This window comes from Mobiluncus curtisii ATCC 43063 (assembly GCF_000196535.1).
GTDB lineage: Bacteria > Actinomycetota > Actinomycetes > Actinomycetales > Actinomycetaceae > Mobiluncus > Mobiluncus curtisii.
In genome coordinates, this window is the sequence record NC_014246.1 from 190,054 (window position 1) to 201,598 (window position 11,545).

Annotated in this window: 11 protein-coding genes; 6 read left to right on the top strand and 5 right to left on the bottom strand. The window is 56.1% G+C overall.

Annotation, left to right across the window (positions count from 1 at the left end):
- Positions 1-52: 52 nt before the first annotated feature.
- On the top strand, positions 53-931 hold the full coding sequence (locus HMPREF0573_RS00805; RefSeq protein WP_013188627.1) for a PHP domain-containing protein: 879 nt from the start codon (positions 53-55) through the stop codon (positions 929-931).
- Here HMPREF0573_RS00805 and HMPREF0573_RS00810 read toward each other — a convergent pair.
- Positions 928-2,838 carry an acyltransferase family protein gene (locus HMPREF0573_RS00810; RefSeq protein WP_013188628.1) on the bottom strand — a complete coding sequence of 637 codons (1,911 nt, stop codon included), beginning with the start codon at positions 2,836-2,838 and terminating at the stop codon, positions 928-930. The two genes, HMPREF0573_RS00805 and HMPREF0573_RS00810, sit on opposite strands and share 4 nt — an antisense overlap.
- 324 nt (positions 2,839-3,162) lie before the next feature.
- Here HMPREF0573_RS00810 and HMPREF0573_RS00815 point away from each other — a divergent pair, with 324 nt between their 5' ends.
- A complete protein-coding gene (locus HMPREF0573_RS00815; RefSeq protein ID WP_013188629.1) occupies positions 3,163-4,299 on the top strand; it encodes an Mrp/NBP35 family ATP-binding protein in 1,137 nt (378 codons plus the stop codon).
- A gap of 68 nt (positions 4,300-4,367) precedes the next feature.
- Here HMPREF0573_RS00815 and HMPREF0573_RS00820 read toward each other — a convergent pair whose 3' ends face one another.
- The 4 genes from HMPREF0573_RS00820 to HMPREF0573_RS00830 all read right to left on the bottom strand — a co-directional run bounded on the left by HMPREF0573_RS00820 (position 4,368) and on the right by HMPREF0573_RS00830 (position 7,187).
- Positions 4,368-5,027, bottom strand: coding sequence for an O-methyltransferase (locus tag HMPREF0573_RS00820; protein ID WP_004009898.1), 660 nt, complete (start codon positions 5,025-5,027; stop codon positions 4,368-4,370).
- Positions 5,027-5,194 carry a DUF3117 domain-containing protein gene (locus tag HMPREF0573_RS09435; RefSeq protein WP_004008170.1) on the bottom strand — a complete coding sequence of 56 codons (168 nt, stop codon included), beginning with the start codon at positions 5,192-5,194 and terminating at the stop codon, positions 5,027-5,029. Before HMPREF0573_RS09435 ends, HMPREF0573_RS00820 begins: the two co-directional genes overlap by 1 nt.
- A 113-nt stretch (positions 5,195-5,307) precedes the next feature.
- Positions 5,308-6,027: an LOG family protein gene (locus tag HMPREF0573_RS00825; RefSeq protein WP_004008171.1), complete on the bottom strand. Its 720-nt coding sequence runs from the start codon at positions 6,025-6,027 to the stop codon at positions 5,308-5,310.
- An 83-nt stretch (positions 6,028-6,110) separates the two neighbouring features.
- Complete coding sequence (locus HMPREF0573_RS00830) at positions 6,111-7,187, bottom strand: mannose-1-phosphate guanylyltransferase (protein ID WP_004010427.1); 1,077 nt, start codon at positions 7,185-7,187, stop codon at positions 6,111-6,113.
- A gap of 27 nt (positions 7,188-7,214) precedes the next feature.
- Here HMPREF0573_RS00830 and HMPREF0573_RS00835 point away from each other — a divergent pair, with 27 nt between their 5' ends.
- From HMPREF0573_RS00835 to HMPREF0573_RS00850, 4 genes are all read left to right on the top strand, one after another.
- The gene (locus HMPREF0573_RS00835) at positions 7,215-7,832 is read left to right on the top strand and encodes a 2'-5' RNA ligase family protein (protein WP_013188630.1); all 618 of its coding nucleotides are present in this window, start codon (positions 7,215-7,217) and stop codon (positions 7,830-7,832) included.
- A gap of 15 nt (positions 7,833-7,847) precedes the next feature.
- Positions 7,848-9,017, top strand: coding sequence for a YihY/virulence factor BrkB family protein (locus HMPREF0573_RS00840; RefSeq protein WP_236589556.1), 1,170 nt, complete (start codon positions 7,848-7,850; stop codon positions 9,015-9,017).
- A 3-nt stretch (positions 9,018-9,020) separates the two neighbouring features.
- Positions 9,021-9,905 (top strand): exodeoxyribonuclease III, encoded by an 885-nt coding sequence (locus tag HMPREF0573_RS00845; protein ID WP_004009902.1) that lies wholly within the window; start codon positions 9,021-9,023, stop codon positions 9,903-9,905.
- A gap of 160 nt (positions 9,906-10,065) precedes the next feature.
- Positions 10,066-11,514 carry a peptidase gene (locus tag HMPREF0573_RS00850; protein WP_236589554.1) on the top strand — a complete coding sequence of 483 codons (1,449 nt, stop codon included), beginning with the start codon at positions 10,066-10,068 and terminating at the stop codon, positions 11,512-11,514.
- The last annotated feature ends 31 nt before the right edge of the window (positions 11,515-11,545 follow it).

The following is an 11,545-nucleotide window of genomic DNA, read 5'->3' on the forward strand; positions in this document are numbered from 1 at the left end:
GCGACTCGAAACGTCACTGCCGGGTCCGCCGGCGAATCGTTAGGATGTGGATATGGCCTTGAAAATAGACCCCCACGTGCATTCCGCGCTCTCCGACGGCACGGACTCGCCACGTGATTTGCTGGAAAAGGCTCGGGCTGCAGGGCTGGATGTAATCGGTGCGGTGGATCACGATACGTTCGATCACTGGGAGCCGTTCCGTGTCGCTCACGCCGCGTTGATGTCCACAAGGGTTAGACCCCCCGCGATTATTTTGGGTACGGAAATTTCTACTAGTGTGGAGCTATGCCCTGTTCACCTGTTGAATTATCTGCCGGATCCTCACCGCAGCAACGTCCGGGAAATCTTAAAAACTGCCCACCGTGACCGCCGGGAACGGATGCAGCGCATGGTCGCAAAGATTAGCCAGGACTATCCCTTGACGTGGTCAGACGTCGAGGCAGAAATTACTGGATTAACACCGGGGCGACCGCATATCGGCGATGCCTTGGTACGGAAAGGCTATTTTCAGACCCGCTCTGAGGCATTCGAAAAAGTACTCAATCCCGGCTCTCCCTACTACGTGACGCGCCCAGTTGTGGACAGTTTTGCTGTCGTGGAGGCAATTTGCGCTGATGGCGGCGTTCCCGTGCTGGCTCATCCGTTTTCAGTGACCCGTAGCAAACGGAAGCTCGATCCCGCCACAGTACGCAAGCTTGCGCAAATCGGGCTGCGGGGTATTGAAGTCAATCATCGTGAACACGATGCATCCGCCCGCCAGCTGGCTGCCGAATTGGCACAGGAACTCGATTTGTTTGTCTCTGGAGCATCGGATTATCACGGGGCGGGCAAACCTAATCAGCTCGGGGAAAACACTATGCCTGCAGCGAGCCTGCGCCAGATACTCGCCATGGGCGCCAGCCCGCTTTTAGGTGAGTTGCCATTGAGCTAAGAATCTCTGCCCGATTTGGTGGCAAACTGCTGCAGTGCATCGCGGACGGTCGCGGCATAGATGTCCTGCCCAGCTGGTCCGGGGTGGACTTCGTCGCTGGCCAAGAGATCCACATGTCCGGCGATGGCACTGTCCCAGCTGGCGACTTTCACCCGATCAGGGTGGGCTCCAGCCAGGGCATACATAGTTTGGTTCGAGATTGTAATCCACTCCTGGGAGGCTCTGCCGTGACCGGTCACAAACACAAATTTTGTCTGCGGGAACTCGGCAAGCAGAGCTTCACCGTCTCTAACTCTAAACGTCGAATTCGTAGCCAAAGAAAAGACTACGTAGGGGCGCAGCGTGCCTTGTGCCTGAAGGGTGCGCATGATTCCCACGCCAGTCACGGAGCTGCGCGACACTGCCGCGTCTATATTGGCACCGGGCAGGGCTTCAGCGAGTTTCGGAGCTGCTGCGAGGGTCACCGAGTCCCCAATAATGTCTACCTGGTCCCCGGTAATTGGCACGACATTTTCAGAAGTTTTGGTTGACGCGGTTGACTTTTTCGGGGAGGCGTGCCCGGGTGATTGCGGGGTCGCACCAGTCTTGCGAGGAGAGCTGTCCACTTGCTTTCCCTTATGAATAAAGTGTTCCCCGGCAGCAACGAGTTGTTCGGCAGCGGTTTTTTCCGGGGCTATGGCGATAGAAATGACCAATGGTAGCACCGCTACCACGGCAGCCGTCCACACCAGGGAGCGCCGCCACCATGCCACCTGCGATTGAGAGGAATCTGCCGGATTCTCACCCTGAGACAGACGTGGCGCAAACCATCGTTTCCAGGTGGCTAACAAACCATTGCGTCGCATGGGATTTTCCACATATTTATAGCTCAGAGATGCTGCCAAAATCGATACTGCGGCAATAACCACCAGTGCCGCCCACTGCGGCAAGCCTCGCCACAGGCTGTTGACCAGCATAAACACCGGCCAATGCCACAGGTAGAGGGAATAGGATCGCACCCCCAACCATTGCAGCGGACGCCACGACAATAATTCGACCAGAATCTGACCCGGTCCACTCACACCGGCGACTTCCTCCAAACACACCTGCATAATGCCGATGGTCAGCACACTTACCGCCAGCACACCCCACGGATAGGTGAAAGGGTCGTTGTCACGCAGCATCAAGAAACTTACGAACACACCTACCATGCCAATCCAAGCCGCCAAGCCGCGCAACTGGACTGTTGACCGATCTAAGTAATGTGGGGTATTTTCCAACGCTAGGGGGAACAGCAAAGCCAAAGTCGCCCCCAGCATCAACCCGAACGCGTGCGTGTCAGTGCCTTCATAGATGCGGGTCAGGTTCCCACCACCGGCTTTCAACACCGCCATTTCACTGGCAGAAGCCAGCGCCAACAGTGCGGGCACCAGCCACCGATGTCGGGTCGGAATCAGGAAAATCAGCAGTAAAATCAGTGGCCACGCCAGGTAAAACTGCTGTTCTACCGCCAGGGTCCACATGTTCGAGAGGAACTGCGGGTTAGTTCGGTCAAAATAGGATCCCCCGAAAGCCACGTTGACCCAGTTATAGGTATAGGTCAGGGCTCCCAGGACTTGATACCAGATTCCCACCAGAAAATCCCGGTTTACCACGGCTGCCAGTGGCACGGTCACCAGGACGGTCAAAGTTACGGCAGGAACCAGCCGCCGGAAACGCCGCAGCCAAAAGGCAGCCAGATTGATACGCCCGGTGAGACGCTTTTCGCGCGTTAACAGCGCCGTAATCAGGAATCCTGACAGCACGAAGAACACGTCGACACCCAGAAATCCTCCTGGCAGCCAGTTTGGAGCCACGTGGTAAACCAACACTGCCAAAGCTGCCAAGGCTCGAATGCCGTCTAGACCGCGCAGCTGATAGCGAGGCATTTTAGTGTCTGGTAAAGAGGGATTTGACGAGGACTGCACGGTTCTCTCAGTCTGGCGAGATGCGGCGCTGGGCGGGGATAAGAGGGGTGTTTCTCCATTTTCCCCGGGGTCCGTAACACGGGTCTCAAGTGGTGATGCCGCCGACGCTGCCGGGCGCGGTGATTGTGTTGGCAACGGGGGCACAGCAGACCGAGGATGTCCGTTCAACCGAGCCTTACCAAATCTGAAAGCCACCGTACTCCTTTATGACAGCCGCAAATATAACAAGTGTTAAGCCTAGCCCCCTAGTGTGAAAAAACCCAGCGCTAGCATTAGCATGAAGGTATGACATTACCCACTACAGATGAACTGATGAAAGCCCTGGAAAAGGTCATTGATCCCGAGATTCGCCGGTCAATCACCGATTTGGATATGGTCCAGGAACTGAAAATCGACGAATCGGGCCACGTTTTTGCCCGCATCGCCCTGACTATAGCGGGATGCCCCCTGCAGGCTCAGATTGAGCAAGACGCCAAAGCGCGCTTGGCGGAAGTTCCCGGCGTGACTTCCGTAGAAGTAGAAATGGGCGTCATGAGCCGTGAGGAACTCGACCGGGTGAAAGAAAAGCTACAGGGTGCCAGACCGGTCATTCCTTTCACTCAGCCAGACTCCCTGACCCGCGTTTATGCGATTACTTCTGGCAAAGGCGGGGTCGGCAAGTCTTCCGTCACCGCTAACCTGGCTGCCGCAATGGCAGATTCTGGGCTAAAGGTAGCCGTGTTGGACTGCGACATTTATGGGTTCTCAATTCCGCGAATGCTCGGCTTGGAAGACGTGGCTCCAACCCCGGTGGGAGACATGATGATGCCACCCACCGCGCACGGGGTAAAAGTTATTTCTATGGGAATGTTCGTCCCCGACGGGCAACCGGTGGTGTGGCGCGGACCGATGCTGCACCGGGCTTTGGAACAGTTCCTGTCTGAAACGTTCTGGGGGGACTTGGATGTGTTACTGCTCGATCTGCCTCCCGGTACCGGTGACGTAGCGATTTCCGTGGCACAGCTGCTGCCGAACTCAGAAATCGTGGTGGTGACCACCCCGCAGCTCGCCGCTGCTGAAGTCGCCGAACGCGCCGGCTCGATTGCATCGGGCACAAATCAAAAAGTCGTCGGCGTCATCGAGAATATGAGCTACCTGACCGGTCCGGACGGCTCTCGTATCGAGGTCTTTGGGTCAGGCGGTGGTGAACAGGTGGCGTCTCGACTGTCCCAGATTTTGGGTTACGAAGTTCCCCTGCTGGCTCAAATTCCGCTGGAAGTCGCCTATCGGGAAGCCTCCGATAGCGGTGAGCCCCTGGCAATCAGTGAGGCAGCCAAGAACGGAGAATCCGTAGCTGGCACAGCTTTGCGTTCCGCTGCCACGACTTTGAGCCAACGAGCACGCAGCTTAAAAGGTCACCGTTTGAACGTCACTGTAAAATAGCTCCCGATATAAAGGCAGTGCAGGGGCGGCTGTCTGCAATCCGAGACTTGCAGACAGCCGAAATGTCCTTAACGATTCTTGATTGCGACCAGCAGCCCGTCGCCAACCGGCAGCAGGTTCTCCGTCCACTCTGGGGATTCCTGAATGTGGCGCAACACTTCGCGCATCGCCACGGTATCCGGTTCGCGGCGGGCGGGGTCAGCTACCGAATCGTTCCACATGGCGTGGACCAGGATTAACAGCCCTCCCGGGCGCAGTGCCGGGCTTAAAAGGTCAATATAGGCTTGGGTTTCGCCGGGATCTCCGTCCACCACTGCCATGTCGTAGGCTCCCCGACTGAGGCGCGTCAGGACTTGCAGGGCACGTCCCGTAATCATGCGCACTCGCGTGAGTGAGATGCCCGCCGCCGCGAGGATTTCCTTGGCGACCGCGTGGAGCTTTGAATCGAAATCAATGGTGGTCAAGACCCCATCCGCAGGCATTCCAGCCAGCGTCCACAGGGAGGACACCCCAGTTCCGGTGCCGATTTCCAGCACGGACCGAGCTCCCGAAGCCCCCGCCAGCATCCGCAGTGCCGCCCCCACTCCGGGGGATACCGGGACGGAACCGAGTTCTCTGCCCTGGTCTCTGGCAATTGCTATAATTTCAGACTCCGGCAAGAATTCTTCCGCATAGGACCAGCTTGAGGTCTTATCAATAGAAATTTTGGACTCGTTAAAACGCGGCACTATTTCAAAAACTTCTCTAGTTCCTTAGCTAAGGTAGCAACTTCCTCGTCGTTTAGTTCAATCACCAGACGACCGCCCCCGTCTGCAGGAATACGCATCACGTTACAGCGCGGTTCTTTAGTGACTTCCAGGGGTCCGTCCCCAGTGCGGGGTTTCATGGCTGCCATTTGTCCCTCTTTTCAAAAACGGCTTTACCTGTCTATTATACGGGAAGTTGCGGTGGGCATAAGGAATTTTCTGATACCGGGATGGGAAATACCCCTCCGCGTCGCGTCTGTAGTTACCGCGTTTTCGGCAGAGTATTCTCAATCGCGGCGAGAGCTTCCGCGGCCGTTTCTACCACCTGAATAATGTCGACCTCGTCGGGACTGACCATACCTTCCGCTACCAAGTGCTGACGCACCCATCCCAGGAGTCCATCCCAAAAATCGTGCCCGACCAGCACGATTGGGTATTGCTGAATCTTGCTGGTTTGACGCAGCGTAACGCATTCAAAAAGCTCGTCCAGGGTGCCGAAACCGCCCGGTAGAGCCACGAAGGCTTGGGCATATTTGACGAACATGGTCTTGCGCACAAAGAAGTACCGGAACTCAACCCCCAAATCGACGTACTGGTTGATGCCTTGCTCGTGAGGCAGCTCTATACCCAAACCGATAGTAGACCCGTCGTGAGTGTGAGCCCCCTTGCTGACCGCTTCCATCAGACCCGGACCGCCGCCGGTGATTATGGAGAATCCGGCTTCGGCAAAAACTTTCCCGATTTCTTCACCCAGCTGATAGTACTCGGTACCCGGCTCGACACGAGCTGAGCCGAACACCGTGATGGCTTTCCCGACTTCTGCGAGAGATTCGAAACCGTCAACGAACTCCCCCATGATTCGCAACACTCGCCACGGATCTTCTTCAGTCCACTTCGGATCAACTTTCGAGCGCAACAGGGCTTGGTCCGCTAGTTCCCGGTGCAATCTGCTCCGAGCACGCCGGCTATACGAAGTCTTCATAGTTTGTTCCTTATTTTGGTTTTTTCACCCACGGCTTTGAGCCTTGGCTGTCCTGCTGATTTTGCCTTGACTTGGCAACCGTATCACCATTTATCAGCCGCATTGGAAGCAACTTTAACGTTTTGGGCAAATTCTTGGGTCGTTACCAGCAACTGACCTGCAGATTCCACTACCACCGCACCGGGGATACCGATAATTGCGACACCTTTGAGATTTTCTGCCCGCACGAGAGCGGCGGGGGCCGCATCGGTATAGACCGGTATCTGTGGGCTCAGGTTTGCCAGTTCAGAAGCGTTGCTGACGACGTGACGCACCGCCTCCCAGTCTCCCACATCTGACCATCCCAAGTCCGGGCGGGCCGGGACCACCGCAACCCGCCCCTCTTGTGCCAACGGTTCAGCCAAGACGGTATCAATCGGTGCCGCCACTACCCGCTCCCACAGTGCGGTTTTCGCGTCCGGGCTCAACGTTTCCCATGCTGCTGCCAGTTTTCGCACTGCCGTGCCAGACCCCGGTACCCGCGCTTCTAAGACATCGAGCAGCATGTCGCTGCGCACCACAAACATCCCCGCATTCCACAGGTAGTTCCCGGTCGCTAACCAAGCGCTAGCAGTAGATTCATCCGGCTTTTCCGTAAATGATTGCGCCCGATGCACCCCGCTCAGAGCTCCATCCAGCGCGGGTCCCACTTCGATATAGCCAAAACCGGTCGCTGGTTCGGTCGGCGCAATCCCGATAGTCGTGAGCCATCCGGCAGCGGCAGCGGGAACAGCCTGGGCAAGTGCTTCCGAAAATGCAACGGTGTTTGTGATGAGATGATCTGCCGCAAAAGACCCGACCACGCAGGTCCCGTAGCGGTGCTCCAGCAGGGCTGCCCCCAAGGCGATAGCTGCCATTGAATCTCGCGGGCTGGGTTCCGCCACGCAACGCACTGGAACCGGCAAGCCCAAAGCAGTGACTTGCGCGACCAACGTCTCTCGGTGCGGGGCGCCGGTGACGAAAGTCAGAGACTGACAAATCGGCGCCAAACGCGTCGCGGTTTGCTGCACCAGACTTTGCGTTCCGTTGATGTTGAGCAGGAACTTTGGCTTCGCCGCTGTCGACCACGGCCACAGCCGCCGCCCATACCCCCCGGCAGGCACTATCGCATGAATTTCCACGTCGCAAATTCTACCGGAGGTAGGGAGATGAGTTTTTCCGTTGAACAGAGTAGGCTTTACCCTGTGTATTTACCTCCGCGTAAAGAAGGTCAGGTTTATCTGGGCATGATTATTCCCGTGCCCGAGCCCTATGCTGGTGAGCTGCAGAAAGTCACAAAGACTGATGGTGTTCCCCCGCATATCACCATCCTGGAACCGCGCGCGGTGGATCGCGAACAGGTCCCAGAAATTCAGGCTCAAGCTGCTGAAATTTGCCGAGCCTTTTCGCCCTTTGTCATTAGTTTCGGCAACATTGGAGATTTCCGACCCGTGTCCCCAGTGGTTTATATCGAGGTGCAACGCGGGCACGAGGCCTGTAAGGAACTGGCGAAACGACTTCGTTTCGGACCTTTAGATACCGAATCACGCTTTCCCTACTATCCGCACATTACTTTGGGGACTAACGTCACCGATGAAGATTTGGATCGTGTAGCGGCCCTGTCGAAACGTTCACACGGCTTTTTCATGGTTGATGGTATTGATTGTTCCCTGCTCGAACCCAACCATGTCGAACAGTTAGCTATCCTCCAACTAGGTTCAGGAGTACCTGAAAGCGTCACCGGAGAACTGCCCGAAATTTTCGCCCATCCTCAGTTACATCCCTGAAAGTGCTGAAATCCCGTGACGAAACCGCTTGATACCCCCGCAGCCGAGCCCACTACCCCGGTGGGCGTGGTGAAACGGATGAAAGCTGTCATGAAGCGGCTCAACACCACACGATTCATGCGGGCTTATCTGCGCTATCAGAATGCCTCCGCGAACCTTTTGGCAGGAGGTATTTCCTATACCGCACTGTTTTCGATGGCAGGGATAGTGACTCTGATTATCATGACCGCGCAAGTCATGATTTTTGCTTTTCCCCTGACCCGCGACACGATTTTTCGGGATGTAAATCAATGGATTCCCGGCGCGATTCAAGTTGATGGACAGCCGGGTCTGATTGACCCCGCCGCGATTGCATCTCCCAGTTTCACCTGGGGAACTCTGGTGGTTTTGGTTGTGTCTATCATGGCAGGAATTCGGGTGGTTGCGGCACTGCGCGTCAGTATCCAAACCGTTTTCGGACTGCCGCAACGTCCCGGCGCGGGGTGGAAAAATACCCTGCGGGATGTGTGTATGTTCCTGGTTTTGTTCCTCGGCGGAATTTTGGCATCAGTTTTAGGTTCAGGTTCCGTAGTGGTGGTACAGACTCTGCAGCGTCGGCTGCCGTTGGCGCTGCCGGCTCCTTCCGGGCTGATCAATGCCGGAGCTTTCCTCCTGACCGGCGCCCTGACAACCTTGATTCTGGCTTTCACGCTGCGCTACCTAGCTTTGGTGCGTGCCCCGCGCCGCGATTTGTGGATAGGGACGGGAACGTTAGGATTTTTGTCCACGGCTCTGCAGATGTCAGGAGTTTACTTAGCGGGAAGTGTGCCCCCTGCCTATGCCCCGTTTACCCTAATTTTGACGATTGTTCTGTGGGTCAATGTCTTGTGCCGCTTGTTCCTGTATATGTCGTGCTGGATTGCGAACCCGCCGGCAGCTCCCGCTCCGGAGAGGGACTTTCCGCAATTTTCCGAGCGCCCAAATTTCGTGACCGTTTCAGCCCCCACAAGCCTGTTTTGGCCTCACGATCCACTCTCCGGTCGAATCTGGTCACTTGCCCAGGAAGAAGCCGCTTGGCGTCTGTCTCAGCAGGTCATCTGGAGCCACCAGGACCAGCCTCATCATTTTGCTACCGCTGCCGAGAAACACCTGTCGGGACGCCCAGTTGCCCCGAGCATGATGTCTCAGAAACTGAATCGAAGGTAACCCATGAAAGTAACCACAGTTAATGTCAATGGCGTTCGGGCGGCTTTCCGTAAAGGATTTGGGGACTGGCTGGAAAACGACGATTCAGATTTGTTGTGCCTGCAAGAAGTCCGCGCCACTCCCCAAGACACACAAGACTTGTTTGGTCCGGCTTGGGACGTGCACGTGTGGTCCTGCCGGGTGAAAGGTCGTGCCGGGGTGGCGCTGGGGGCACGGCGTGATTCCGACTGGGAGATTGGTCAGCTTACCGAGGGTCTCCCCCCTGATTTGTATGCGGAGGTCGGTGGGGAACCGGATGTGGATTCCGGACGCTGGTTGGAGGCTGCCATTCACGGACCTCAGGGAACAACATTTACCCTGGTAAGCGCCTATTTGCATTCCGGGGAGTTACGCACGGAAAAGCAGAAACAAAAGATTGCATACCTGCATCGAGTTGGCGAACGGGTGCAGCAGCTGAGCGCGCGAGCTATGGCGGGAGTGGGCTCCGATACTCCACAGGAGGCCCTGATTTGCGGGGATTTCAACATTGTGCGTACTGCCCGGGACATTAAAAACTGGAAATCTAATCACAATAAGACCTCCGGGGTCATGGATGAAGAGATCGCGTTCTTAGACGCATGGATGGCAGACACACTGTCCGGGAGTAAGGGACTGCCTTGCGTAGACGTAGGACGAGCCCTCGTCGGAGACACGGATGGCCCCTATACCTGGTGGTCGTGGCGCGGTAAGGCTTATGACAATAACGCGGGCTGGCGTCTGGATTATCACATGGCTACCCCCGGTCTGGCAGGGCAAGCCCAATCGGCTGCGGTGTATCGCGCCCCGGCTTATGATGCCCGCTTCACGGATCATGCCCCCGTCACGGTAACTTACGACTTTCCGGCGTAATTCCCACGCCTCCAGCCTGCATTCAGGAATATTCTCTGCATTTCTGAAAAATTTCTAATCGCGCGGGATAACTGACGATGGAATGTATGTGGGTGGTGTTAATCGCCTGGGAAATGCCTTAAGAGCTGCCCGGCGAATGAATTAGAAAGAGATGCTTAAGATGAAAATTTTTCAATGTGATTCCCGGTTATTAACTCGTTTCAGTAACCGCGCTTTAGTGATTGGCTCCTCAGCTACTTTGACCCTGGGACTGGGCATGGTCGGTATTGCCCCGGCTGCTTTTGCAACCGAAACAACTATTCCCCCCACGGATGAAATTTCTTCCCAACAATCCGATGCGGCGCCCACTTCGGTTCCAGACCCGACACCCAGCGTCACTGCTACTCCCGTCGCTCCAACTACAGAGACTCCGGCAACGCCCGCTCCGGCAGAGCCAAGCGACCCTGCCTTCACGGTCAAAGACGTTGCGGACAGTGAAATTCCACAGCTGGAGTATGGTGACTTCGGATCTAAAAGTATGTATGGCGATGCCCTGGGGAAACTCTCTGTGGACAAAGACTACACGACCCAGCACGATGACACTCTAAAGGTAGACTCCGGGGATACCCTGGATATTAAAAGCAATCTGGATGTCACCGTGGGACTGCAAGCACTGGAAGACTGGCAGGAAAAAGTTAAGCGAGTTAAAGTCGAGAATCTGACATACGGTGAAGCCGATTCCAACTTTCAGACGATTATTTTGGTTCCGGAATACCTGGAAATGCCCAGCGACCCGCAGTCTTACAAACTGGAGCCTCAAGGCGGAGACAAACCGTTGTACCGGATTGTCAGCGTGTTACGTTCCGAAAAACGGCTGGCTATTACTTTGGCTTTGAATGAGTTTTATAAAACAGGAGATAGTAAAAAAGGCGCCTACTCGCGTCTGAAGGACGGCTTCAAGGTCTACGCAAATAAACCGCTGGGCTTGGTTATCTCTGGAGTCAAGGTTAAGGACCACGTTGCCTCCGAAAACCAGGCTACGTTGGAGTTCCGCACTACAGGATACCTGTCCATCGGCGGATTTAGCAGCACAAATCGACGTGAAAAAGCGAGGTATTTTGGTGGTTTCATGGGAGGACTGTCTAGGTCTTGGTATACCCTGCAAGGCCAGGAAGAGGGCAATCTCATCGGGAACGGCACCGATTCCACTCGCCCCCAGAGTCAGGGTATTTCCTTAACTATGGACATCAAGCCGAAGCCCGCTCCGCCAAACCCCGTGAATCCAAATTCACCGGTCACTCCGGATACGCCGAGTGTTGACCCAGATCCCATTCCGGGAGGGGCTGTAGTCCCTCCCAATGAGCCTGAGCCTCCGGTCGCAGGGGTTGTCGCTACCCCGACTGAGCCGCAGCCTCCGGTCGCGGGAGTTGTCGCTACCCCGACTGAGCCGCAGCCTCCGGTCGCGGGAGTATTTACTCCGGCTGCGCCCCAACCCCCGGCAGTGCAGAGTCCCCATAAGGCTTTGGCGACTACCGGTTCGTCTGCCGGCACGCTGGCCGGCGGAGCCATGATTGTGTTCCTCGCTGGCGGAGCCCTGATGGTCGTGTCTCGGCGCCGGGCACGTCGCTAGCAGCTGACCTCATAAACAGTGTTCCCGGTCG

Excerpts from the sequence above, each read along its gene's own strand:
- HMPREF0573_RS00805 (WP_013188627.1), top strand. The coding sequence starts at position 53 with ATGGCCTTGAAAATAGACCCCCACGTGCATTCCGCGCTCTCCGACGGC.
- HMPREF0573_RS00810 (WP_013188628.1), bottom strand. The coding sequence starts at position 2,838 with ATGCCTCGCTATCAGCTGCGCGGTCTAGACGGCATTCGAGCCTTGGCA.
- HMPREF0573_RS00815 (WP_013188629.1), top strand. The coding sequence starts at position 3,163 with ATGACATTACCCACTACAGATGAACTGATGAAAGCCCTGGAAAAGGTC.
- HMPREF0573_RS09435 (WP_004008170.1), bottom strand. The coding sequence starts at position 5,194 with ATGGCAGCCATGAAACCCCGCACTGGGGACGGACCCCTGGAAGTCACT.
- HMPREF0573_RS00825 (WP_004008171.1), bottom strand. The coding sequence starts at position 6,027 with ATGAAGACTTCGTATAGCCGGCGTGCTCGGAGCAGATTGCACCGGGAA.
- HMPREF0573_RS00835 (WP_013188630.1), top strand. The coding sequence starts at position 7,215 with ATGAGTTTTTCCGTTGAACAGAGTAGGCTTTACCCTGTGTATTTACCT.
- HMPREF0573_RS00845 (WP_004009902.1), top strand. The coding sequence starts at position 9,021 with ATGAAAGTAACCACAGTTAATGTCAATGGCGTTCGGGCGGCTTTCCGT.
- HMPREF0573_RS00850 (WP_236589554.1), top strand. The coding sequence starts at position 10,066 with ATGAAAATTTTTCAATGTGATTCCCGGTTATTAACTCGTTTCAGTAAC.